The sequence below is a fragment of the Bacillus sp. ISL-35 genome (assembly GCF_018613355.1).
Classification (GTDB): domain Bacteria; phylum Bacillota; class Bacilli; order Bacillales; family Cytobacillaceae; genus Mesobacillus.
On record NZ_JAGGQK010000004.1, the window covers coordinates 446,892 to 470,852 of the forward strand.

The window sequence follows — 23,961 nt, forward strand, 5'->3', positions numbered from 1 at the left end:
TCTTCAGGGTGAGTTTTTTTAAGACAAAACTCCTAGTTTTAAAACTTTCGCTTATAGAAAGATATCTGTTATGATGATATTGGAATAAAGAAAAGGAGGAATTTTCCTATGTATGATGTAGCAATTATCGGAGCAGGCCCTGCAGGCGGAAGCGCAGCGATTTTCGCAGCAAAGGCTGGCAAGAAAACAATCGTGCTGGACAACAATAAAAGCGTAACGAAGCGTGCATGGATGGAGAACCACTATGGCGCTCCTGAAATCGCAGGCCCTGACTTAGTAGAGACAGGCATCAAGCAAGCGGAAAAATTCGGTGCTGAGTTTGTTGAAACGACAGTGACTTCTGTCAGCAAAACAGACAGCGGCGTTAAAGTTGTAACTGAAAACGGCGAGTATGAAGCAAAGCATGTCATCATCGCTTCTGGCATGATGACGGATGTAGCTGAAGCATCAGGCCTTGCAACAAAAGATGGCACAGAACCAAGAATCAAAACGATTTTTGATGTTAATGCTGCCGGAAAAACAAATGTTGAAGGCGTTTGGGCTGCAGGCACTTGTGCAGGCGTCAGCATGCACACCATCATCACAGCTGGTGACGGTGCGAAGGTTGCTATCAATGTCATCAGTGAACTGAATGGCGAGCGTTATGTAGACCATGATGTTCTAAAAGCATAAATAGTTGAAGCCTTGCAGGAATCTGCAAGGCTTTGATTATGGCAAGAAGTTAGTAATCTAGTTGCTATAATTAAACTGGTCCTCAATCTTCCCGTCTTCATCGTGAATATAAGCCATTGTGCCAGCTTCTTCAGCCATACGCTTAGCTTCATTCACAGCCTCGGATTTTGAACCAGTGGTCAATTCAGGGTCATCTTGTCCCTCTTTTTTGACTGCCCACCCCTCTTCGTCATGGGGTACGGCATGGAATCTTGCTTCATCTGTTCCTGCCCGGTCCTTGAAGTATTCTTCACGTTCCATATCATTTTTGTTTTCAGCCATCTTAATCCCTCCTTGGTTTTTTGGTTTGCACCTGTTAAAGGTATTAAGATTTTACCCGCTAAAAACAAACAAAAACGCGCCTGGACAGTATGGATATTTTTGGCGGAGCATTCTCAGAGGATCCTGTTATCTTCCTGTCTGTCAGTTCCAGCAGCCTGTCGTGGGTAGGTCACCTGTAAAATCCCATCTTGGAAGGAGGATTGAATGAACCTTGTCTCGGTAGGTTCGGGAAGAGGGATCAGGCGCTCGAATTCACCATAAAATCTCTCCCTTTTTACCTCCATATCAGCAGGGAACAAGGCTCTCGCAATCCCCTTCACCACCAGAGTATCTCCCTGTCTTAGAGCCACGGATAAATCGCTTCTGCTTAAGCCGGGAACCTCAATGATCAGGCAGATGGCGGAATCATTTTTGTAGATATCATATAATGGGAAATCATCAGCATGAACCACCCTCTCCGGGATACCATGATTGAATAACCCACGCCAAAAATCATCTTTTTGGTATTTATTCGTCAACTCGAGCCACATTTTCACTTTCTCCATATCCATGTCATGGCCCTCCCAATGAAGGTTTTAAATTTGGTTCGCAATAGGTGCAGAAGGGTTGGCAATCTGATCCTGATCACTGACATCTGGATCAAAAACCCCGGTATTCTGGAAAGAAGATGATGGGGAGAAATCACCGAGAGACAAGTTGACACCGAAGTTCTTGTTATTCGACGTGTGACTATTATGAACGGTTGGTCCAATATCCAGGTTTCCGTTTGAAGAGATTCCATTGACTTTGATATTAAAAATATTAATTTGGTAAGGCATCGAAAACCTCCTTATCAATACTAAATGCTGTACTAGCACGCGTTTTTTACACGGATTTACCTTTGTTTTCCAAAGGAGACTAAATGATGGGCTCATCAACAGGAACAGGGGCCAGAGGGACGCCCTGATAGGTGGAATCCGCTGTCGCAATCGCAGCTTGATCATTTACATCCGGATCAATATAGACATTATCCATCAATGCTTCTGTTGGTGACGCATCACCAAAAGAAGAATTCATTCCTTGTGACTTATCGTTGGCTGTATGGCTGTTATGGATGGCTGATCCAATGGTGATGGAGCCATTTCCCGAAACGCTGTTAACTTTGAAATAAAAGAGGTTAATCGTGACTGGCATAGCATTTCATCCTTATTCCGTCTTTGAGGTACTATATGCAGTCTTTGGCCCAAACGTTCTTTTATATTAAGGGAGCATGCTCTACTTGAAAAATGGACAAATACCCATAAAATTTTTGGCAGATGGATATACACCCAGGAAAGTTTTCGCTTTTGAATAATCTTTAGTAACCTAACCTTTTTAAAAATCAATCAAACACCATACCCATTCTATGGCTCCAAACTATTGGTAGTGATAAACATTATTATGTGATAGCACAAGCCTTCTGAAAATAAGATGTAATATTAAACGGTGGAGGTTTTGCCATGGCAGTTGTGAAGCATACAGAGGCGGATATCGGTTTGTTGGCGAGACTTCTGAGGGCAGAGGGTGAGAGCGAAGGCCAGCAGGGAATGCTGATGATCGGAAATGTGGGAATAAACCGAATCCGGGGGAACTGTTCTGATTTTAAAGGATTAAGGACGATCCCGCAGATGATTTACCAGGAGCATGCATTTGAAGCAGTCCAAAAGGGCTATTTTTACCAGAGAGCCAGGGAAGTGGAAAAGAGGCTTGCGAGGCGGGCTGTAAAAGGCGAACGTCTATGGCCGTCCAAATTCGCGCTCTGGTATTTCCGGCCGCCGGGCGACTGTCCTCCTACCTGGTACAATCAGCCGCTCGCCGGCCGTTTTAAGCTGCACTGTTTCTATGAGCCGACTGGAGAAGAGTGTGAAAACATCTATAATACTTTTTGATTGGCTGCCAATACTATTTGGCAGTCATTTTTTTGTGAGATAAGAAAGTATAAAATTCACTTTGAGTATAATCCAGCTCCAGCGCCTAGCCCCTCGAGACGTTTCGGTCCGCCCAATGAAGTCAAAGAACGACTTCACCGGTCGGCCCTCCAACGCTTGTCGGGGCTGACCAAGGCGCTTGCGCTTTTTTATCTTGACAGCAAAATGAAATGGGATTAAAGTTAAAAAGGTTAATAGTTAAACAGTTGAACAGTTAAACAATAGAATGATTTTAAGGCGAGGTGACTACATAAATATGTGTGATCAATCGATAAAGGATTTAGTGGATCACTATATCCATGTTTCTTTTTCGGTCAACAAGATTGCCGAGGGGATGGTCAAGGAAGAAATCGGTTCGGACTTAACGAACGACCAGCACTATACATTGCGCTATATCAACAAAGTAGGTTCCTGCACGTCCTCGGAGCTGGCTGAAGTCTTCGATGTCAAAAAAAGCGCCATCACCGCCATCATCACCCGTTTGTGGGAAAAGGGCCTGATCCTGAGAACTAGGGATGAAAATGACCGGCGATTGGTCTATCTGACTTTGACTGACAAGGGAAATGAATTGTTCCAAAAGACGGAGGAGCGGATCCAGGCACTGGTTGAGTCAATTATTACCAAGTTCGACCAGGATGAAATAGTCCAGTTCCTTAAGACGTACGATAAACTAAATGAAATTTTAATAGATAGAAAGAGCAGGGTGGAATAACGTGAACTTCATTATTAAGCAGAAATGGTTGGTCATTATTGCATGGATTCTGGTGGCTGCAGGGATGTTCATGGCTGCACCGAATATGGCGGAACTTGTCAGGGAAAAAGGGCAGATCACCGTGCCTGATGAATACTCCTCGACGCTGGCTGGCAAAATCATGGAGGAGGTCAGGGAGCAGGAAGGCGGAGGCGATGAAACACAGGTCGCACTCGTCTTCCACAGCGAGAAAAAGTTGACACAGGCAGAAATCAAGGAAGCGGAAAAAGCCATCCGCGAGCTTGAGAAAAATCGTGACAAAATTGGGATCACCAATATCCTGACACACTTCAATGAAGAAAGCCTGAAAGAACAGCTTGTCTCTGAAGATGGAAAGTCAATCCTGTCCTCGGTAACGGTCAGCTGGAACGACCGCGAACCGGCTGAAGTAAGGAAGCTGCTTTATGGCACAATAGAGGATGTTGACGTCGACCACTATTATACGAGCCAGTGGCTGATCAACGAGGATCTGATGACCAGTTCGGAAGAAGGATTGAAAAAGACTGAGGGAATCACCGTTGTTTTTATTCTTGTCGTGCTTCTCCTCGTCTTCAGGTCCGTTATCGCTCCGGTCATTCCATTACTGACAGTTGGTATGGCATACCTGGTTTCACAGTCGATTGTATCGATGCTCGTTGACCAATTCGATTTTCCGCTCTCAAACTATACGCAAATTTTCCTTGTTGCCGTATTGTTTGGAATTGGGACGGACTACTGTATTTTACTGCTCAGCCGTTTTAAGGAAGAGCTCACGCATCATGAAAGTGTCCCTGCGGCGATTGTCGCAACCTACAAAAATGCTGGGCGCACCGTATTTTTCAGTGGGATAGCAGTTATGATCGGCTTTGCCGCCATTGGCTTCTCACAATTCATTTTATATCAGTCCGCAGCCGCGGTAGCGATTGGTGTCGCCATGCTTTTGCTCGGATTATTCACTATAGTCCCGTTTTTCATGGCGTTATTGGGGCAAAAGATTTTCTGGCCGTCAAAACAGAGCGCAGAGCATGGTGAAAGCAAGCTATGGGGATCAGTCGGACGATTTTCACTGGCTCGCCCATTTCTGAGCCTGCTGATTGTCGCAGCAGTTTGCGTACCTTTCCTCGTGGCTTACGATGGAGAGTTAAGCTACAATTCATTGGATGAAATCAGCGGTGACGTAAACTCAATTAAGGCATTCAATGCAATCGCTGGCAGCTTCGGGCCAGGCGAATCGATGCCGACCCAGATCATATTGAAAAATGACGAAAGAATGGACTCAGCCGAATACATTGAACTCGCTGAAAAAATCAGCACCGAGCTGAAAAAGGTCGACATGGTCGACACAGTTCGTTCGGTCACAAGACCAACAGGAGAGCCAATTGAAGACTTCTTCGTCTCCAAACAGGCCGAAACACTCGGTTCGGGACTTGGAGAAGGAAAGGAAGGCCTCGATAAAATCAGTGAAGGCCTGCATGAAGCAGAAACAGAACTGTCAAAGTCAGCTCCGGAACTCGAAGGCGCCTCTGACGGTATCAATGAGTTGATTAATGGAACAACCGCCATTAAGTCAGGCCTTGGAGAAGTCCAGACTAACCTCTCGAAAATCGAGGACGGCATTCGCAAGGGTTCTGCGGGATCAGATGAGATACAGGCAGGGTTGGCGGAAGCAAAGGCGGGAGCCGAGGCGTTGCTGGCTGGGTATAAGGAGCTGCAGGGCAAATATGTAGAAATGCAGGGTGGCTTGGCAGAGCTTGAAGCGGGATATAAGCAAGCTGGTGATGGTATTGCCAAACTCTCTGGTGGAATCTCTCAGACAAACGGCCAGCTCTTTGGCTATTTAGAAAATAGAGATGAAACGTTAAAAGAAGACCAAAACTATCAGAAAATAAAAGGTCAGCTCGCTTACATGCAGACGGAACTTGCAAAAGCTTCAGCAGGTCTGGATAAACTTAATGAGGTAATGCCGCAGCTAACCGGCGGCATGTCCCAAGCTAACGAAGCCTTTGCCGGGGCACTTGCCAAGCAGGCTGGATTTGGTCCCGGGCTCCAACAGCTCATCGACGGAATCGAGCAGCAGCAGGCAGGATTAAATCAGCTTGCTGACGGACAGGGCAAAATCGTCGATAATTTCCCTAAGCTGACAAATGGTTTGACTGGAATCAATGCGGGCCAGCAGCAGCTTTTGGCTGGCTTTGGCGGATTGGGTACCCAGTTGGATGAGCTGACAAACGGACTCAGCCAGAGCACGGATGGGCTGAATCAGGTTTCTGAAGGTCTTGGTTCCGCGCAGGATTACCTGAACGGCCTGGCCACCTCAGATTCCAACGGGTTTTACCTGCCTGAGGATGTCCTTGAAAGTGAAGACTTCGCACAGGTATTTGATGTCTATTTCTCAAAAGACCGAAAAGTCATGACGATGGATGTCATTTTTGAAGCAAATCCATATTCCAACAAAGCGATGGCACAGATTCCTGAACTTAAGGAAGCTGTTGAGCGTGCAACGAAGGGGACGAAGCTTGAAAATGCCGATGTAGCCGTTGGCGGGATCACGAGCACGAATGCTGACCTCGATACGATGTCTGGCCAGGATTATACTCGCACAGTGATTTTAATGCTGCTTGGCATCGGCATCATCCTTGTATTCTTGTTCCGCTCCATCATCATGCCGATTTACATTATCGGATCATTGATTTTAACGTATTATACGTCAATGGCGATCAATGAAGTCATCTATGTCGATATCCTCGGATACTCAGGCATCAGCTGGGCGGTACCGTTTTTCGCCTTTGTCATCCTGGTTGCCCTTGGTGTCGACTACAGTATCTTCCTGATGGACCGTTTCAACGAATATAAGGATCTGTCCATCTCAGAAGCGATGCTGCTTTCGATGAAAAAGATGGGAACGGTCATCATCTCAGCAGCTGTCATCCTTGGCGGAACCTTCGCCGCGATGATGCCTTCCGGAATGATGTCGTTACTGCAAATCGCATCAATCCTCCTTGCAGGATTATTCTTGTACGCGTTCATCATGCTGCCGCTGTTCATCCCGGTTCTGGTGAAGAACTTTGGCGAAGCAAACTGGTGGCCTTTTAAAAGAGCATAAATGAAAAGAGGCAGCCAATAGGCTGCCTCTTTTTGCAATTAACATCCATCCACTCCACAGGACATTCCTTCCTCTGGGTTATCCATCTCTGAAAGAATGATTTGCTCAAGGGCTTCTTTCGACCTCATTCCCGGAACGACTCTGTCTCCAACGATGAAAGTCGGAACAGCGGTGATGTCCACCTCATTATAAGCATGATTCAGAGCTTGTCGATGAGCTTCTTTATACTTACGGCTTTCGAGCGCGTGACGATATTCATCTTGATCGAGACCAACTTCACCAGCCAGCATTGTTAAAATCTCGACGTCCCCAATATCAAGCCCTCTCTGGAAAAAAGCCTTCAGCATATGGTCGTTATACTCGTTTCCTTTCCCTTGCTCCTTCGCATACTGGTACCCCTCAAATGCAAGGTGTGTGTATGGCTGGGGAGACACATCCGGAAGGACAATCTCCACTCCCATCCGCTCAGCCATCGGGTAAACAGATTGCTTCCATGTGCTTTGCAAGTAATGTTCCTCAGGCTTTAACGTCTTGTTCGGATAGGGCCGTAATTCAAAAGGCATCCATTCCAGCTCGACATCCTTTCCATCAATGGCTTCCTTCAGCGGAAACTCCGCCAAAAAACAGAACGGTCAAACATAGTCTGAATAAATCTTGATCTTCAGTGTCATAGCAGCCTCCTCCATATTCTTAACAGTATTAGGGTTCGTTTGGATTATACCTTTATACAAACTGGCTAAACTTTTAGGAGGATTTTCATTGCTGAAATCGAGATTGAACCATATAATGGAAATATCATAACTCAAAGGGGATAGAATATTGCGTACATATAGATTGGTTTCTTCATATAAAGAGGTGAATTTTTTATAATAGAATGGGAGACTAAAAAATGACAACAAATCTTTTTCGCGGAAAAACTTTAAAGCTAACAGCAAAAAGGGAAGGGGATATTGACATCATCGCTTCCTGGGATGAAGATCCGGAGTACCTGAGAAATGTGGACACGGATATTGCCGTACCTCGGCCGGCAGAGCATTTTGAAGATGAGGGGAATCCTGGCTCGAACAGCTTTTACTTCCGCTTAAGGACAATTGAGGATGACAGACTGATCGGATTTATCGTCATTCACAGCATCGAATGGAATAACAGAGCAGGAACGCTTGCGATGGGCATCGGCCATGCCAATGACCGTGGGAAAGGATATGGATCCGAGGCCTTGCAGCTGATCCTTCGATACGCCTTCCATGAACTGAATTTGAACAGGGTTGGCCTCGATGTCATTGAATACAATGAACGGGGAATCCGTGCCTACGAAAAAGCCGGCTTTAAGGTCGAAGGCAGGATGAGGCAGGCAGTGCAGCGAGACGGAAAGCTTTGTGACCGAATCATAATGGGAATTCTCCGTTCGGAATGGGAAGTCGAAAATAAGATGTAAAAAAAGCTGTACAGATTTAGTTCTGTACAGCTTTTTTTACATCTTATAGCAATTTTTATTACCCAGTCATCAGGTTATTCAGATGCCGGGTTCAATCCTTTTGAAGAGACAAGCTTGTCGAATACCCATCCAGCCAGTCCGCCGATTAAAGCAGGCAGGAGCCAGCCAAGTCCTTCTCCATATAACGGAAGTGAGTTAAGAAGGGACAGCATTGCATCTGATTCAACGCCAAATGTCTTCAGTCCGTCTATAACGCTGACCATTCCGGCGGCAAAAACAGCTCCGACATAGACCCCGCGCGCGCCTTTGAAAAAGCGGTCCAGGAAGGAGAGGATAACGAGAACGATCGTGATTGGATATAGAACGATCAAAACAGGTACTGAAATTGAAATGATTTGGTTCAGGCCAAGGTTTGCGATTAACAAGCTGACCAATGTTACCGCAGATGTGAAGACCTTGTATGGAACCTGCGGCATCATTTTGTTAAAAAATTGGCTGGTTGCCGCTACAAGACCAACAGCAGTCGTGAAGCAAGCAAGGGTGACAATCAACCCTAAAAGCAGCATACCTGGTACGCCAAAAATAAACTCCGCAGCTGATGTTAAAATTTCACCGCCATTTTCGAACTGACCGACTGAAGCCATTTTTGCTCCCATCAGGCCAACTGTTACATAGACAAAAGCCAAGCCGATTCCAGCAATGATGCCGGCTTTCAATGTTTCCCTAACAATCTGCCTGCGCTCAAGCGCCTTTTTCTGCTGGATAGCTCCAACGACGATGATGCCGAATGCCAGTGCAGCGATGGTATCCATTGTCAGGTACCCCTCAAGGAAACCAGTGGCAAAGGGTGCAGCCGTATATTTTTCAGAAACAGCTCCAAATGACCCATCCAGTTTGAAAAAGCTTCCGAGTACCAGCAGAACGATGGCAGCAAGCAAAACAGGCGTTAAAATGCTGCCAATCCGCTCAACCATTTTTGATGGATTCAATGTCACCCAGTAAACAAGTGCAAAAAACGCAACTGTGAAAAGCAAGAGTACAGCTGTATGCGGTCCGCCCTCTGCCAGGAATGGCTTGACGGACATTTCAAAAGCAACATTGGCGCTTCGCGGAATCCCGAAAAATGGCCCAATTGACAAATATACAGCAGCGCTGAAAACAACTGCAAAAACAGGATGGACCCTTGAACCGATTTCTTTGACGCCACCCTTAGCCATTGAAATGACAACGACCGTCAATAGCGGCAGCCCAACCCCGGTTACGACAAAACCAAGCATGGCCGGCCAGAAGTTCGCTCCTGCTTCCTGCCCTAAAAATGGCGGGAAAATCAGATTCCCAGCCCCAAAAAATAATGCAAATAACATCAAACCGATTGTGAGTGTTTCTTTACCCTTTAAACTTCCCATCCTTTTTCTCCTCCTAATATAATGTCCTGGCACTGAGAGTATAGGAATTTTGGAACGGAATGTTATATGTTGAAAAATAAAAACCCGCCCCTAAAACTAGGGACGAGTTATCCTCGCGTTACCACCCTGATTCCGCACAAAAAAATGCGGCCCTCATCAACGTACCATCATACGTGTTCCCTTTAACGGCGGACAATCCGGCAAAGCTTACTGCCAATAAGGTTCAGCTTCGCATCTCAGAGATGATGCCCCTCTATAACCTGAACACCGGCTTGCAGCAGATCACCGGCTCTCTGTAGATCAGTTCCATAAAGGACGTGTTCTCGTCATCGATTTTATTATTTTGAAATATATTTACATGAACTATAATAATATTCAGATAATAATATGTCAATACTATTATACAAGGAAAGTTTTTCATTATTAATTTTATCATTGAATGTCCAAGGGAAGACATGTTTAATACATTTTGATGCCCGTCACGCTGCGAATTGTCCAAGAAGTGTTGTTTAATAGACATTTTGAAGCTCAACCCATTCTGAAATGTCCAAGAAGTGGTGTTTAATAGACATTTTATAGCTCATCACGTTCCGAAATGTCTATGAAATAAAATATAGTGTCTATAACAGTACAATCCATATTAAAATGGGGTTATAAGTCTAAAAATGGAGAAATGCCATGAATTTTAAAAAGCTTGATGCGTTCATTATGGTTGTGGAAAAGAACAGTTTTTCAGAGGCCGCAGCTGCGCTTAAAAGTTCCCAGCCATCGGTTAGCCTGAAAATCAAAAGTCTTGAAGATGAACTTGGTTTCGAACTGCTCGACAGGGGGGCGGCTGGAATCAGGCCAACGTCTGCAGGAATGCTGGTATACAGTGCTGCAAAGGACATTAAGAGCAGGTGGAAAACACTCGAGGATGAGCTCGGAGAATTTCACGGTACGTTGACAGGGACTCTTACCATTGGTGCGAGCACGATACCGGGCACATATCTGCTTCCAGGCTGGATCAAAAAATTCAGAAGCCTGTTTCCGAAGGTGGATGTAAAGATCGATATTGGCGATTCGAAGAAAGTGCTTGATCAATTGCAGAATCATCAGATTGACGCAGGCATCATTGGGATGAAAGTCGACTCACGCCTGGTGACGAGCAAGCCGATTGCCTCCGATTCATTGGTATTGGTCACACCAGTGGGGCATCCATTAACGCTTGCCGAAGCACCGGATTTTTCCCAAATTCAGCAATATGATTTCGTCCTCCGTGAAGAAGGGTCAGGAACACGGAAAATGATGGAGCATTACCTAGTGGAAAAAGGTCTGTCGCTTGATGATCTAGACGTTGCTGTCTCGATCGGAAGCACGGAATCCGTGATCGCAGCCGTGGAAGCTGAACTAGGCATCAGCTTCGTTTCCAGGCTGGCGGCAATGCCTGCAGTGAAAGCAGGACGTATAGCCATTATTGACAGCTTTGCCCCGTACGAAAGGGAGTTTTACCTTGTGGCCCATTCGGATGCCGAAAATCGCCCGCTGATTAAGCAGTTCACCGACGCAGTCATGAATACCAGTTTGTGAGGCAAACGATTCCCTTTTTAAAAGAAAGTGCTGATGACAATTTATAATTTTCACATTATTATTAAAGTAAGAGAAAGGGGCGTTTGCGATGCAGGTAAAGGTATTTGCTAATCTTAGGGAAATATGCGGAGGCGTGACAGTCGAGGTTCTTCCCGACGGTGACCGGGTAATGGATGTACTGGACAAGATGTGCGAAATGTTTCCGGATTTGCATGAGGAAATTTTTACTGAAGAAAAGACATTAAAGCCATTTGTCCATGTTTACATCAATGGACGCAATATCGTCCACGACCAGGAGCTAGAAACGGTTGTGAAAGACAGCGACCAGTTCGCACTGTTCCCTCCGGTAGCTGGTGGCTGATATGGTAGATAGAATACTAGAATTCCGCGGAATCAACCGGGATCATCTTGGCATGTATTTTGAAGAGCTGGGCGGCAGACTCATGACGGACTCCTTCCCATTCGTGTATGAAGCAGACAGCTGGATAGCGGAAATTCTGAGCGAGGATGAGCTTGCTTTTACGAAAACCTTCATCGTCAATGCCGTACATATCCGCTTTGAGGCGGAAAGCCAGGATGAGCTTGAACAATTGATTAAAAATTACCGTTATAAAACAACCCGGGTGGGCGGGTAGCAGAGGTTTCGGCAACTTTTTTTGCCGGGGCCTTTATTTTTTGCCGGAGGCGGGTTATTTCTAGGCGAAAATCGATGTTGCTGCTGCTTGGTATCGCTCAATGAGTGCTTTTCACTCAAATAATTACACCTCAGAGGTGGCCATTCTCGAAGGTATCGACCACAATTTGATTTTATTGGCGAATTTTTAGATTTATCGACCACATTTTAAGATATATCGACCACATTTTGAATTATATCAGCGAATTAATAAATATATCGACCACATTTCACAATATATCAACCAAGTCGATTTTTCCACGAAAAAAACCAGGCGGAAAATCACCTGGTTTTCCTCAACCTATTAAACTTCTTCTGTAGCTGGAGCTGTTTCCTCGCCGATAATGCCGAGTTCGCGAAGTTTTTCTTCGGTTACAACGCCATCTTTCCAGCCGCGGACATTATAATAGTCTTCCAGCATGATATCCATGCGGGAAACAAGTCCTTCACTGTTGCCAGAAGCTCCTTCTTCAGTGAAGCGTTTTGGCAGGAAGTCATCCTCGCGCTTGTTGAAGCCAGCTAGGTTATTGTAGTAACGCTCTAGGTTGTAGATTCTTTCCCCTGCAAGCATGACGTCATCCGCTGTCATTGGGATGCCTGTCATGGTGCTGTATTGCTCAGCATAGTGCTCTGCATTTTCAGAGAAAGAAGAGAATTTACAGATATTCATAGAGTCAGAGAATGAAAGCAGGTTCTGGAATACATTCAGAAGCTCAGCTTTTCCTTCTGCTACTGTACGGTCTGTTGGCTCAGGAATGCCGGCTATTTCAGATGCGATTGTGTATCCGCGAAGGTGGCATGCACCACGGTTACTTGTCGCATAGCCAAGGCCGATACCCTGGATTCCGCGTGGATCGTAAGCTGGGATGGACTGGCCTTTAACTGACATAGACAGTTCAGGAACGCCCCATGCAGCAGTCGCGCGTGCAGGACCTTCAGCAAGGATGCCGCCGAAGCCTTCACGGAATGCGATTTTGCGGGCGACTTCGATCATGCCGTCAGCATCGCCCCAGTCAAGCTTCTCGTCAACGATGCCTTTTTCATAGGCTTCCATTGTGACAGAGATGGCGTGGCCAAGCTCGATTGTATCCATTCCATATTCGTTACAGATGTCGATTAAGTATGCAATCGCCTCAGAGTCGCTCAATCCGCTGTTCGCACCAAGTGCCCATGCAGATTCAAACTCAAAGCTCTCAACGCGAGTCTTATATTTGCCTTCCTTGACCTCAACCTCAATCTTACAGCCGACTGGGCAAGCGTGGCATGTATTGTTCGCAACAAGCAGATGCTCGTTTACATACTCGCCAGAGTGCTTTTCAGCTTCATCCCAGTGTGTCAATTGAGAGTTGCGTGTTGGAAGCGCTCCCACTTCATTGATCAAGTTGGTAAGGACGTTTGTTCCGTATACGGATAGTCCGCCCTTGTTAGGAGCTGTCAAACCGCCTTCAAGAATCGCTTTAACCGCTTTCTTGTTAGCCTGGTTGTAATCATCTTTCTGAGCAGGTTCAGGCATGTTGCCTTTTTGTGCTGCTTTGATGACGATTGCCTTAAGCTTTTTGTAGCCTGCAACCGCACCAGTACCACCGCGTCCAGCCGCACGGTCATGCTCGTTCATGAAACCGGCAAAACGCACGCCGTTCTCGCCAGCCTGGCCGATTGTCATGACGCTTAGGTTTTCTTCGCCATGAGCGTCTTTCATAGCCTGTACAGTCGCGCGCGTGCCCAATCCCCACAATTGAGAAGCGTCACGGATTTCTGCTTTACCGTCCTCGATATAGAGGTAAACAGGCTTGTCGCTCTTGCCTTTGAAAATCACGTTGTCGATGCCGGACCACTTCAGGCGAGCGGCAGTCCATCCACCCATATGAGAGTCGGTAACTGTGCCAGTCAGCGGCGACTTCGTTACAACAGCAAGACGTCCGCTCATTGAAGAACGGGAACCTGTTACCGGTCCAGTCATGATACATAGGATGTTTTCTTCTGACAGAGGCTCAACTTCTGGTCCGTTGTCCAGTACATACTTGACTCCAAGTCCGCGGCCGCCGATATACTTCCTGACATCATCTTCATTGATGCCCCGGTAATCGACCGTGCCATTTGTCAGGTCAACTACGACTTCTTTGTTTTTAAATCCCCCAAGATTCATCTTAACTAATCCACCTCTTTCGCTTTTTATAGTAAAAAACTCCTAAGAGGAGACATTCCCTCTTAATATTTAGTATAGTGAAAATTTTCTATAAAAAAAAGCTTTATTTAAAGATATAATCTAAATAGAAGTGAGGGGATGTCCATGACAGAAATGAAGCGTTATTCAAGACAAATTTTATTCCAGCCAATCGGAACTGAAGGACAGAAAAAGCTGCTGAACAGTTCTGCAGTCATTGTCGGCATGGGGGCGCTCGGCACAGTGATCTCGAATCATCTGGTCCGTTCGGGCGTGGGGCATGTCCGCTTCATTGACCGTGACCTTGTCGAGCTGTCCAATCTCCAGCGCCAGACTCTCTATGATGAAGAAGATACACGCGAAAACCTGCCAAAGGTGATAGCTGCTGAAAAAAAACTGAAAAAAATCAATTCCGAGGTGAAATTGGAGCCAATCATTGCCGACCTGACGCTGGATAATGCGGAGGACCTGCTTGCTGGTTTTGATGTGATCGTCGATGGGACCGATAATTTCATGGCCCGATATCTTATAAATGATGTTGCTGTAAAACATGGCATTCCGTGGGTGTATGGCGGGGCTGTCAGTTCGCGGGGCATGTTCGCTGTCATCAAACCGGGGGAGACACCGTGCTATCGATGCCTGTTTCCTTCCGTCCCTGCAGGACTTGGAGATACTTGCGACAGCATCGGTGTGCTTTCACCGATCACAGACATCATCGGTTCGTTCGAAGCGGTCGAAGCGCTGAAGCTGCTTGTCAGTGCGGAGTCGAATCCCAATCTTGAACAGATGGATATCTGGTATAACTCGTTTTTGCAAATGGACGTCAGCCAGGGGCGCAATCCGGAATGCCCGGCATGTGTCCATCATCAATATGAATTTCTCGATCGCTCATCAGAGCAGCAGATTAACTATGCATCGCTTTGCGGGCGCAACACAATCCAGATCAATCCGCGACAGAAGGCAAAACTGGACCTTGAAAAGCTGGCAGGACGTTTGAAAAATAATGGCGAAGTAAAAGGCAACCCGTTCCTGTTACGTTTCATGCCTGATGACGAAATCACCATGGTCATCTTCCAGGATGGAAGGGTGCTTGTCCACGGCACGAATGATTTGGTAAAAGCGAAAACCTATTATGCCAGATACATGGGGTCCTAATGGGATTGAAAACTACATAGGATGGCAGCAAGATGAATTTTACGATAAAGGGGAGAGGGACTTGGAAGGCTATATTGATGAGCTGAAAAAAGTGATCGGAGAAGAACTTGTAAGTGTGAATGAGACGATTCTGGAACTTCATGGCCGCGATGAGTCGTATCACGAACCGCGCCTGCCTGATGTCGTTGTATTTCCGCGCAATAAAGAAGATGTCAGCAAGATCCTTAAATTTGCGGACGAAAGAAGGATTCCGGTCGTGCCATTCGGGTTGGGCACCAGTCTTGAAGGCCATGTCATTCCAGTGAATGGAGGAATCTCTCTCGACCTATCTCATATGAATGCGATCCTCGAAGTGAAGGAAAACGACTTCCTGGTTAAAGTCCAGCCTGGCGTGACCAGGTCTGTGTTGAATAAAGAACTGAAGAAATACGGTTTGTTCTTCACAGTCGATCCCGGTGCAGATGCGACACTCGGCGGGATGGCAGCAACGAATGCGAGCGGTACGACTTCTGTCAGGTACGGAATCATGCGGGACCAGGTCAGAGATCTGGAAGTCGTTCTCGCAAACGGTGAAATCATCCATACCGGCGGCCTGTCAGCGAAGTCTTCTTCAGGAATCCACCTGAACGGCATGTTTGTCGGCTCGGAAGGAACGCTTGGCGTCATCACAGAACTCACGTTGAAAGTGTACGGAATCCCGGAAGCGATTACCGCAGCACGGGCGGTTTTTCCTTCTGTAAAAAAAGCCGTCGATGCCGTAGTCGGCATTTTGGCAGGCGGCATCCCCGTTGCCCGGATTGAATTTGTCGATGGAGAATCTGTTAAAAAAGTGAATGAATATATGGAAACTCAATATGAAGAAGACACGACGCTATTCATGGAATTTCACGGCAACGAAGCAGGGCTGGCTCAGGATGTTGAATTCGCCACGGAAATATTGAAGGACCACGGCTGTACAAGCTTTCAATTCGAGGCCGATTCCAAAGCGCGCAACCAGCTGTGGGAAGCGAGGCATAACCTGCTTTACGCCTACAAACACACCGCCGGCAACAAAAGCATCATGCTGACAGATGTCAGTGTCCCGATCTCCGAATTGACCGGAGCGATTCTCCACACCCGCGAATTAATCGATGCTTCGAGGATTGAAGGTTCGATTGTCGGCCATGTCGGCGACGGCAACTATCATGTTTTGCTGCTGCTGGATAAAGAAAATCCTGAAGAAGTAAACGAAGCTGAACGGATCAATGAAGAAATTGTCCATTATGCACTAAAACGCGGCGGTACCTGCACCGGCGAGCACGGAGTAGGACTGGGAAAAGCCAAATACCAGCGCCTCGAGCACGGGGCAGCCTATGAAGTGATGAAAACTATTAAAAAAAGCCTGGATCCGAATGGGATTTTGAATCCGGGGAAGATTTTTATAGACTAATGAAAAAAAAGCGGCCATTGTGCCGCTTTTTTTAAGTGAAAATTGCTATTTTACGAGGCAATCTCTACGACTTGCCCAATAATCTCTACGGTAAAAGAAATCATCTCTACGATTTATTCGATAATCTCTACGAAAAGTTGATTAATCTCTACGATTTACCCCATAATCTCTACATTTTCCAAAAAATAGAAGCTACTCTTAATAAAACAGTCTCACAAGCAAATACCCAAACACCGAAAGCAGCACTGACCCGGCAAGTCCAGCTGTCAATGCCTTTCCGCCCATTTGGCGGAAAGACTTGAAATCGACATTCAGTCCTAGTCCGGCCATGGCCATGCCGATGAGCAGGTAGGCGAAGCTGACGATTGCCGAAGCGGCGCCTTCGCTGACCAGCCCTGTTGTATTGAAGGCGCTGACAGCGAGGAAACCGAGGATGAACCAGGGAATCGGAAGGGAGGCGAGCGTCATTTTCTGCCCTGTTGCTCCGGTTTCCCTGCGTTGAAGCAGGATGCCGATTAAAATCGCAACTGGGACAAGCAGTGCTACTCTCGTTAATTTTACGATGATGGCAAGATCAAGCGCAGCCTTTCCAGCCGGGTCGGCAGCGGCGACGACGTGGGCGATCTCATGCAAAGTACCTCCGGCGAACACACCGTAGTCCAGTGCATCCAACCCAAGATAAGAGAAAATAAGCGTATAAAGAATCGTGAAAATCGTTCCTAGCACCGCAACATTGGCTGCGCCGACGGCTGTTTCCTTTTCATTCGCCTTGATGACCGGTGCGATGGCGACAACGGCGGCAGCACCACATATCGCTGTGCCACAGGCAGTCAGGATGCCGAGTCTCTTCTCCACCTTGAAAAGCCTGCTCAGTCCATAAACCACCAGCAAGGCAAACGTCAGATTCGCGAAGGCGATGAAAAAGACAGTTCCCCCTGCATTGTAAATATCATTAAGATTCAGCCTGAAACCCAGCAAAATGATTCCGAGCCGAAGCAGCTTTTTGCTGGAATAGGAGGCACCCTCCAACAAACCATTATCCACTCCAACGGCAGCACGCCACACCATTCCGAGCATGATGGCGATGACAAGCTGGCCCATGATCGCGAAGAATGGCAGGCCTGCGATCAGGCGCGCAGCCAGTGCCAGGACCAACGTTAAAGCAATCCCTTTGAACACCGGCATGCTATAACGAGGCAAAAGTTCATTCATTTTCATATTATTACACTTCCTCTGAATCAATCTATCTACCACTTTATCGAATTAAAGAAAAATAGCAAAACCCATATATGTATCCAAACCCAAATTGTCAATATTCACAAAACGGATATATGTGGGCTAAGCCTTGGGCCATGATGGTGATTATAATGAAAGTAACTATACGACCTCCAAAAGCAGGTGAGCAAAAAATGGAGAAAAGCATGTCGGAGGGAAGATTCCTAATCTATACCATTGCTGCAGTCATGTTGTTCATGCTGATTCATCTTTATCACTCCGATCTTTCACCCTACTTGAATCCTGAAAACTATATTGCCATCCATACCATTTTGGAATTTTTCAGCATTGCCGTTTCCTTTTCGATACTTTCATATGGCTGGAAATTATCTGGCTTCACTAAGTCAAGAAAAATCCTGATGCTGTCATTTTTGTTTTTCATTGTCGGTGTGCTTGATTTATTGCACACGCTTACGTTCAAAGGGATGCCGTTTTTTATTACTGAAAGCTCGATCGCAAAGGCGACATCATTCTGGGTTATTGCCAGGCTGGCCGAGTCATTGTTGATGGTCCTTGTCCTCATCCTGCCTGAACGCCAGCTGAAGCAGGACCCAAGACGAATCTGCCTGGCATTCTGCACTTTTTTTCTCGGTGCCATTATGTATGTGGTTTTCAGGTATGAGCAAAGTCTGCCGCTGCTCGTCATTGAAGGGGAAGGAACGACACTTTTAAAAAATGTCATTGAATATGGTGTCAGTTTCCTGCACTTTATTTCCATCGTGATTTCGCTTTATTTTTATTATGAAGGGAAGGAGGGCCAGCATCTGTATGTGGCCCTCGCATTTACGTTTTTATTCCTTTCGGAGCTCGTTTTTACCATCTATCAGAGCGTATATGATATCGATAATTTCACCGGACATTTATACAAGGCAATTGGCTACTTTTTCATCATGAGAGGCTTCTACTTCTCGACAATTGCCGATGACAGCTTTTTTAAAGGTCCCCGGGAAAAAGTTTGGTCTCAGACTGAAGAGATGATCCAGAGTCATTACGGAATTATCTTCAGGCTGACGAAGCAGGGAAATGACTTTATCCATAAGATTGTCGGCGGTGGATTGCTTGAAGATCTTGGCTTCACTCCGAATGAAATCAACGGCAAGACGTTGAGGGAGTTTTTGCCCGAAAAGGCGGGAAGAGTGGAGAAGTATTATGAATGTGTCTGGAAAAATAACGAGAAGATTGTCTTTGACATCGATATTGGCGGAAACACATATGCCATTTCACTTATGCCGGTCATGATGCATGGGGAAGTAGTCGAGGTCGCCGGTGCGGTGATGGGAATCGTCCAGTATTCCCGGCTGGACCGTTGTTCAAGAAGTACAAAGACGAATGCTTTGTGATGTTCCATATATTTCAAGTTCCTGTCGGCATCAATGCGGGTAAAATAATCATGGTCGTTGATACTAACTGCAGGAGGGATTCATCATGAAAAAGGATAAATTTGTGAACATCGATGCAAACGCACAGCCTGCGAACCAGGGTGATTTGGGAGAGCAATTGAAAACTGCGGAAGCGAACATGAAACTCCAGGATGCTTTTTACGACGAAAACAAAAGCGATGGAGTTGATCCCGCAAACCTGAATAACCAGTCAGCCATACTTACGGAAATGGACTAAAGCCGGCAGATGATTGCCGGCTTTTTGCCCTGTAAGGAATACTTTTATTGATGGCGGTCCGTTTTATCGCTCTGGTCTTTGTTGCGTTTGTTGCCCTTGCTGTTATCCCCGCTCGTCAGCTCACCAGAAAACTCAGCCATCTGGTTGCCAAGCTTCGGTGAATTTTGATTTTTGCTGCCCTTATTGTTCTTTTTGGTCATTATAAGCCCTCCTAGTATTTAGTTCAGGTTAGTTTTCCCGGAAAGCATGGAGCAATATGTACTGTTTTCTTAGGATGCATAAAAAAGGAGCAGCTGGCTGGCAGCTGCCCCCTTCTGTTTACTCTTTGATCACTTGTTCAATTTCTTTTTCGCTCACATTTGTTACTTGAGCCGTCTCCTTCAATTGCTGGATCAGCTCATTTGCTTCCTCATAAAGCGTGTCATCGGTGAATTCCTCGGAATAGTACAAGGAATCATCCAGCACGGCCTTAACCCGCAGCCTTGTACCGGACTCTGTGTCCTCGTCGCCAAGTGTGACTGCAGAACGGGAGGTCTCATGCTGGCTGAGCAAAATTTTCTTCGCATTTTGATCTTCTTTTACAGCTTCAACAATTTCCGCCAACGAATGAACTCGTTTCAATGACATCACCCCTCTATTATGTATTCCATATTTAAGGACTTTAAAACCAATCAAAGAATAATTTCAAAAATTGTCCCTTTGCCAGGCTCGCTTTTGAGTTTGATTTTGCCGCCATGCGCCTCCACAAGCTCTTTTACGATCGCAAGTCCGAGGCCGGAGCCGCCCAGGGAGGACGATCGCGACTTGTCGACGCGATAAAAGCGGTCGAAAACCCATGCCTGATCCTCTTTCGGGATGCCTTTTCCTTCATCTTCAATCGTGAGATGTGTACGGCCGCTCTTTTTAAACGCATGAATTGAGGCTGTTGTGCCTGCATCAGAATACTTCCGGGCATTATCCAGCAGGTTGATGATGATCTGCTCAAAACGGACTGGGTCAGCCTCGATATAGCTTTCCCCGTCACAGGTTAAATTAAGCTTGATATTTTTCTCGTTAAAAGAGGGAAGCATCTTCATCTGGATGCTATGCAAAAATCCGCAAAGTTCCACAGTCTCTTTTTGGATGGAAAAAGTATTCTCATCCATTTTGGCTAGATCAAATAAACTCTTGACGAGACCGGACAGCCTGGCTGCTTCTTCATTGATAATTTGCAGGTATTTGCTTTTGTCCTCTGGACTTGTTGATGCCCTTCCAGCAATGTCTGCATAGCCTTTTATATATGTCAGCGGTGTCCGGAGTTCATGCGAAATGCTTGCGAGAAACTCACTGCGCTGCTGCTTGATATGGTTGAGGTCATCTGCCAGCACTTTGATCGATTCCCCCAGTTCCCCCAGCTCATCTTTCCCAAGATGGGGCAAAGCGACAGAATAGTCGCCCTGGCGGATTTTCAAGGTCGCCTCATTCATTTTGATCACTGGCTTTGTAATGAATCTGGAAAGGAAAAGTGTGATGATCACCATTGAAGAAAGCAGCAGGATTCCTGCAAGCCAGAAATGCTTGTTAAGCTTGGCGATCAGCCCCTGGACACGCTGCGTGTTCTTGAACATATAGACATTTCCTTTTTCCGCTAAAGGGCTGACCGAAGCAATGTATTTCTTGTCCTGCCAGTCATCCTCCAGGATCAAGCCGGAACGCCGAATGTTCATTGGAGCCGCCGTAATAATATTTTGTATGTATTGGTCAACAGGAATGGAGGAAGCAACAACTTCACCACTCTGGTCGGTGATGACAACATGAGTTTCCGTCCTGGATTCCATCGTCGTAATATGGTGGATCGTTTCAGCAGTATAGGAGGTTTCCAGAATATCTCGATGGTTATTCCCGCGTGTCAGCAGGGAATCCAGTTCTTCATCAATCCTTGAATGGATGATTGACGAGTGAAGGTAGTAAAACAGGAAGCCCTCAACCATCGATATTGTTAAAAAAAATACAATGCCTATTTTAAGTGAAATGCGATCCATATTTGCTCACTCCAAAGGATATCTTTACATTCATCATACTATAAAGGGAATCTCATTCCACTAAATGAAAAAAGGCATGGCATCTTGCAGCCATGCTTTTAAGCAACTAATCGAGAAGGCTTTTCCAATCATTTATAAAAGTGGAAGCAGATGCGTTGGGGGATGACAACACTTCCTCTGTGGGACCAGTCTGTTTCAGCTCGCCATCCATGAGAATTGCAAGCGTTCCAGCAAGGAATTTCAGTTCCATGAGATCGTGACTGACAAAAACTGTTGTCGTTTTCGTCTGCCCTATGATCGACTTAATATCCTTCAATAGCTGCACCTTCGTGGGGAAGTCAAGTGCAGAGAAGGGTTCATCGAGGAACAGGACTTCCGGCTCGAGCACCATTGACCGGGCAAGGTTGACACGCTGAGCCTCGCCGCCGGACAAGTATGCTGCGTGTTTTTTGGCAAGATGGCTAATCTGGAATTTTTCGAGCCAGTAGCCAACCTTTTGTTTTACTTCCTGGCGGGGAAGATTCCTTAGCTTCAAGCCAATCGCAACATTCTGAAAAACGGTTGTATCAAGAAGCAGCGGCTGCTGCATCGCGACAGCGAATTTTCTTCGCATCTTAAGTGACAGATCATCAGAGATATCCTGATCTTTGAAAAAAATCGAGCCCTGAGCTGGTTTTTCCAGCAAGGATAAAGCCTTGATAAAAGTACTTTTTCCAGCACCATTCGGACCCATGATCCCAAGGATTTCCCCGTCTTGTATCTCAAAATGGGGGATGGAAAGCAGGTTTTTCTTTCCTGCTCTCACTTCTAAATTTTTTACAGTAATCAGTGGGGTCATAGGCTCCGCTTCCTTTGCTGTAAATAAGTCAGGCTAAATGTGATGATGAACGCCAATGTCATTAAGATGAATGAAAGTGCAAGGGCGATATCGAAATTACCTTTCGATACTTCCATGACGATCGAAGTGGTAAGGATCCGCGTTTCGCCGCTGAGATTGCCGCCGACCATCATCGCGGCGCCGACCTCGGCAATGACTCGTCCGAAGCCTGCGATGATGGCTGCAAGAATCGCAAGCTTTACTTCTTTCATCAAAATCCAATATAGCTGGAACTTCGTCGCTCCAAGAGCTTTGACCTGAAGGATCAGTTTAGGGTTGATCTGCTGGAATGCCGTGCTCGTCAGCGCAGTGACAATCGGCAGTGAAACGAGAATCTGTGCCATGATTATTGCCGTGGGCGTATACAGCCAGGCCAGGTCGCCAAGCGGACCTGAGCGCCACAGGAAAAGAGTGATCCATAGGCCGGCAACGACAGGAGGGAGGCCCATGCCGATATTGATGATGGCAAGGAGCAGCTTCCTTCCCGGAAACCGGGCAAGCCCAAGGAACATACCTGCCGGAATACCGATCATCGTGCTGATCAGCACAGCTGTAATCGAAACCCTCAGCGTCAGCAGGGTAATCTCGAGGATTTCCCTGTCCCCTGACAGGATCATTTCTATCGCTTTTTTCAATCCTTCTAGTAAAAGTTCCATGCGCAATCAGACTTTCTTTCAAATTTTGTCTAGTAAAAATCTATTCAAATAGGAAAAATAGGGGCTCCCCGTATTCATCGGTGCCAAATTCCTTGATCATCTTCTTTGTATCTTCTGAAGTCATATAATCGACAAATGCTTTCGCACCCTCTGCATTTACTTTATCATGTTTTTCGTCGTTCACTTGCATAACGTGATAAATATTCAGCAGGCTTTCGTCACCTTCAACCAAAATTTCCGTGTCAGGCATGTTCTTTTTCTGAGCCAGGTATGTAGCACGGTCTGTCAAAGTATAAGCCTGTTTCTCTGAAGCAATCTGCAGCGTTGCGCCCATCCCTTGTCCAGCTTCTATGTATGCATCACCAAGGCTTTTCGGGTCAAGTGAGGATTTCTTCCACAGCTCAAGCTCTTTTTTATGAGTGCCGGAATCATCACCGCGAGATACGAATGCTGCTTTTGAATCGATGATTTTTTTCAAAGTTTCAGGAACTGTTAGGCCTTTTACTTTTGCTGGGTCTTCAGCTGGCCCAACAATGATGAAGTCATTGTACATGACCTTCTGGCGGTTGATGGCATCGCCGCTTTTTACGATCTCTTCTTCCGCTGCAGGTGCGTGCACAAGAAGGACATCCGCTTCACCTCGTGTTCCCATTTCTAGTGCCTGACCGGTACCAACGGCAATGATCTTCAGATTATAATTGTTTTTTTCTTCAAAATCAGGCTTCAGGACATCAAGCAGTCCGCTATCCTGGGTGCTGGTAGTTGTCGCGAGGATCAAATCCGTTTTTTCTGTTTTTTCCGTTTTGGTCTCTGGCTGATTTTCAGCTTCCTTTGTCGATGAGTCAGAACAACCTGTTACAAAAGCGAACATAAGTACAAGCAATAGTGAAATTACATGTTTGAATTTCATTC

General features: G+C 46.1%; 26 protein-coding genes and 1 other annotated feature. Of the genes, 12 read left to right on the plus strand and 14 right to left on the minus strand.

Features of this window, described 5'->3' with window-relative positions; all coding sequences use genetic code 11:
• Positions 1 to 108: 108 nt before the first annotated feature.
• Positions 109 to 672 carry an FAD-dependent oxidoreductase gene (locus tag J7E38_RS08140; protein ID WP_214706400.1) on the plus strand — a complete coding sequence of 188 codons (564 nt, stop codon included), beginning with the start codon at positions 109 to 111 and terminating at the stop codon, positions 670 to 672.
• A 57-nt stretch (positions 673 to 729) separates the two neighbouring features.
• Here the strand turns inward: J7E38_RS08140 and J7E38_RS08145 are convergent, their stop codons facing one another.
• The 4 genes from J7E38_RS08145 to J7E38_RS08160 all read right to left on the minus strand — a co-directional run bounded on the left by J7E38_RS08145 (position 730) and on the right by J7E38_RS08160 (position 2,166).
• Complete coding sequence (locus J7E38_RS08145) at positions 730 to 993, minus strand: DUF2188 domain-containing protein (RefSeq protein ID WP_214706402.1); 264 nt, start codon at positions 991 to 993, stop codon at positions 730 to 732.
• A 113-nt stretch (positions 994 to 1,106) separates the two neighbouring features.
• A complete protein-coding gene (locus J7E38_RS08150; protein ID WP_214706404.1) occupies positions 1,107 to 1,544 on the minus strand; it encodes an Hsp20/alpha crystallin family protein in 438 nt (145 codons plus the stop codon).
• A gap of 24 nt (positions 1,545 to 1,568) precedes the next feature.
• Positions 1,569 to 1,811, minus strand: a complete 243-nt coding sequence (locus tag J7E38_RS08155) for a spore germination protein (RefSeq protein WP_214706406.1) — start codon at positions 1,809 to 1,811, stop codon at positions 1,569 to 1,571.
• Positions 1,812 to 1,890: 79 nt separating this feature from the next.
• Positions 1,891 to 2,166 (minus strand): spore germination protein, encoded by a 276-nt coding sequence (locus J7E38_RS08160; RefSeq protein ID WP_214706407.1) that lies wholly within the window; start codon positions 2,164 to 2,166, stop codon positions 1,891 to 1,893.
• Between the two features lie 305 nt (positions 2,167 to 2,471).
• Between J7E38_RS08160 and J7E38_RS08165 the strand changes: the two genes are divergently transcribed.
• The 3 genes from J7E38_RS08165 (at position 2,472) to J7E38_RS08175 (ending at position 6,772) form a co-directional block, all read left to right on the plus strand.
• Positions 2,472 to 2,900 carry a cell wall hydrolase gene (locus J7E38_RS08165; RefSeq protein ID WP_214706408.1) on the plus strand — a complete coding sequence of 143 codons (429 nt, stop codon included), beginning with the start codon at positions 2,472 to 2,474 and terminating at the stop codon, positions 2,898 to 2,900.
• 295 nt (positions 2,901 to 3,195) lie between these two features.
• Entirely contained in the window at positions 3,196 to 3,651 is a 456-nt protein-coding gene (locus tag J7E38_RS08170) for a MarR family winged helix-turn-helix transcriptional regulator (RefSeq protein WP_214706409.1), read from the plus strand.
• A 1-nt stretch (position 3,652) separates the two neighbouring features.
• Positions 3,653 to 6,772: an MMPL family transporter gene (locus J7E38_RS08175; RefSeq protein ID WP_214706410.1), complete on the plus strand. Its 3,120-nt coding sequence runs from the start codon at positions 3,653 to 3,655 to the stop codon at positions 6,770 to 6,772.
• Between the two features lie 38 nt (positions 6,773 to 6,810).
• Here J7E38_RS08175 and J7E38_RS08180 read toward each other — a convergent pair whose 3' ends face one another.
• On the minus strand, positions 6,811 to 7,443 hold the full coding sequence (locus J7E38_RS08180) for a DsbA family oxidoreductase (protein ID WP_215038307.1): 633 nt from the start codon (positions 7,441 to 7,443) through the stop codon (positions 6,811 to 6,813).
• 218 nt (positions 7,444 to 7,661) lie between these two features.
• Here J7E38_RS08180 and J7E38_RS08185 point away from each other — a divergent pair, with 218 nt between their 5' ends.
• Positions 7,662 to 8,207, plus strand: a complete 546-nt coding sequence (locus tag J7E38_RS08185) for a GNAT family N-acetyltransferase (protein WP_214706413.1) — start codon at positions 7,662 to 7,664, stop codon at positions 8,205 to 8,207.
• Positions 8,208 to 8,281: 74 nt separating this feature from the next.
• Here J7E38_RS08185 and brnQ read toward each other — a convergent pair whose 3' ends face one another.
• The gene (gene brnQ / locus J7E38_RS08190; RefSeq protein WP_214706415.1) at positions 8,282 to 9,613 is read right to left on the minus strand and encodes a branched-chain amino acid transport system II carrier protein; all 1,332 of its coding nucleotides are present in this window, start codon (positions 9,611 to 9,613) and stop codon (positions 8,282 to 8,284) included.
• Positions 9,614 to 9,708: 95 nt separating this feature from the next.
• Positions 9,709 to 9,952 (minus strand) — a binding site (T-box leader).
• A gap of 339 nt (positions 9,953 to 10,291) precedes the next feature.
• Between brnQ and J7E38_RS08195 the strand changes: the two genes are divergently transcribed.
• The 3 genes from J7E38_RS08195 (at position 10,292) to J7E38_RS08205 (ending at position 11,817) form a co-directional block, all read left to right on the plus strand.
• A complete protein-coding gene (locus tag J7E38_RS08195) occupies positions 10,292 to 11,182 on the plus strand; it encodes a selenium metabolism-associated LysR family transcriptional regulator (RefSeq protein WP_214706417.1) in 891 nt (296 codons plus the stop codon).
• A gap of 88 nt (positions 11,183 to 11,270) precedes the next feature.
• Positions 11,271 to 11,543 carry a ubiquitin-like small modifier protein 1 gene (locus tag J7E38_RS08200; protein ID WP_214706419.1) on the plus strand — a complete coding sequence of 91 codons (273 nt, stop codon included), beginning with the start codon at positions 11,271 to 11,273 and terminating at the stop codon, positions 11,541 to 11,543.
• Position 11,544: 1 nt separating this feature from the next.
• On the plus strand, positions 11,545 to 11,817 hold the full coding sequence (locus tag J7E38_RS08205; protein WP_214706421.1) for a MoaD-like domain-containing protein: 273 nt from the start codon (positions 11,545 to 11,547) through the stop codon (positions 11,815 to 11,817).
• Between the two features lie 342 nt (positions 11,818 to 12,159).
• Here the strand turns inward: J7E38_RS08205 and J7E38_RS08210 are convergent, their stop codons facing one another.
• A complete protein-coding gene (locus tag J7E38_RS08210) occupies positions 12,160 to 14,001 on the minus strand; it encodes an aldehyde ferredoxin oxidoreductase family protein (RefSeq protein WP_214706423.1) in 1,842 nt (613 codons plus the stop codon).
• Positions 14,002 to 14,145: 144 nt separating this feature from the next.
• Between J7E38_RS08210 and J7E38_RS08215 the strand changes: the two genes are divergently transcribed.
• Both J7E38_RS08215 and J7E38_RS08220 read left to right on the plus strand, forming a co-directional pair.
• Positions 14,146 to 15,174 (plus strand): ThiF family adenylyltransferase, encoded by a 1,029-nt coding sequence (locus J7E38_RS08215; RefSeq protein ID WP_214706424.1) that lies wholly within the window; start codon positions 14,146 to 14,148, stop codon positions 15,172 to 15,174.
• The gene (locus J7E38_RS08220; RefSeq protein WP_214706425.1) at positions 15,152 to 16,603 is read left to right on the plus strand and encodes an FAD-binding oxidoreductase; all 1,452 of its coding nucleotides are present in this window, start codon (positions 15,152 to 15,154) and stop codon (positions 16,601 to 16,603) included. Before J7E38_RS08215 ends, J7E38_RS08220 begins: the two co-directional genes overlap by 23 nt.
• A 198-nt stretch (positions 16,604 to 16,801) precedes the next feature.
• Here J7E38_RS08220 and J7E38_RS08225 read toward each other — a convergent pair whose 3' ends face one another.
• Positions 16,802 to 17,821, minus strand: coding sequence for a YeiH family protein (locus J7E38_RS08225; protein ID WP_214706426.1), 1,020 nt, complete (start codon positions 17,819 to 17,821; stop codon positions 16,802 to 16,804).
• A gap of 191 nt (positions 17,822 to 18,012) precedes the next feature.
• Between J7E38_RS08225 and J7E38_RS08230 the strand changes: the two genes are divergently transcribed.
• Both J7E38_RS08230 and J7E38_RS08235 read left to right on the plus strand, forming a co-directional pair.
• A complete protein-coding gene (locus tag J7E38_RS08230) occupies positions 18,013 to 19,218 on the plus strand; it encodes a membrane-associated sensor domain-containing protein (protein ID WP_214706427.1) in 1,206 nt (401 codons plus the stop codon).
• 85 nt (positions 19,219 to 19,303) lie between these two features.
• On the plus strand, positions 19,304 to 19,495 hold the full coding sequence (locus J7E38_RS08235; protein WP_214706430.1) for a hypothetical protein: 192 nt from the start codon (positions 19,304 to 19,306) through the stop codon (positions 19,493 to 19,495).
• A gap of 44 nt (positions 19,496 to 19,539) precedes the next feature.
• On the opposite strand, the gene J7E38_RS08240 is transcribed toward J7E38_RS08235, so the two are convergent.
• The 6 genes from J7E38_RS08240 to J7E38_RS08265 form a co-directional block, all read right to left on the minus strand.
• Positions 19,540 to 19,695 carry a hypothetical protein gene (locus tag J7E38_RS08240; protein WP_214706432.1) on the minus strand — a complete coding sequence of 52 codons (156 nt, stop codon included), beginning with the start codon at positions 19,693 to 19,695 and terminating at the stop codon, positions 19,540 to 19,542.
• Positions 19,696 to 19,813: 118 nt separating this feature from the next.
• Complete coding sequence (locus J7E38_RS08245; protein ID WP_214706434.1) at positions 19,814 to 20,116, minus strand: hypothetical protein; 303 nt, start codon at positions 20,114 to 20,116, stop codon at positions 19,814 to 19,816.
• A gap of 50 nt (positions 20,117 to 20,166) precedes the next feature.
• Positions 20,167 to 21,516, minus strand: a complete 1,350-nt coding sequence (locus J7E38_RS08250) for a sensor histidine kinase (RefSeq protein ID WP_214706436.1) — start codon at positions 21,514 to 21,516, stop codon at positions 20,167 to 20,169.
• A 106-nt stretch (positions 21,517 to 21,622) separates the two neighbouring features.
• Entirely contained in the window at positions 21,623 to 22,354 is a 732-nt protein-coding gene (locus J7E38_RS08255; protein WP_214706439.1) for an ABC transporter ATP-binding protein, read from the minus strand.
• The gene (locus J7E38_RS08260; RefSeq protein ID WP_144478436.1) at positions 22,351 to 23,049 is read right to left on the minus strand and encodes an ABC transporter permease; all 699 of its coding nucleotides are present in this window, start codon (positions 23,047 to 23,049) and stop codon (positions 22,351 to 22,353) included. Before J7E38_RS08260 ends, J7E38_RS08255 begins: the two co-directional genes overlap by 4 nt.
• Positions 23,050 to 23,089: 40 nt before the next feature.
• On the minus strand, positions 23,090 to 23,959 hold the full coding sequence (locus tag J7E38_RS08265) for an ABC transporter substrate-binding protein (RefSeq protein ID WP_214706441.1): 870 nt from the start codon (positions 23,957 to 23,959) through the stop codon (positions 23,090 to 23,092).
• Positions 23,960 to 23,961 lie beyond the last annotated feature (2 nt).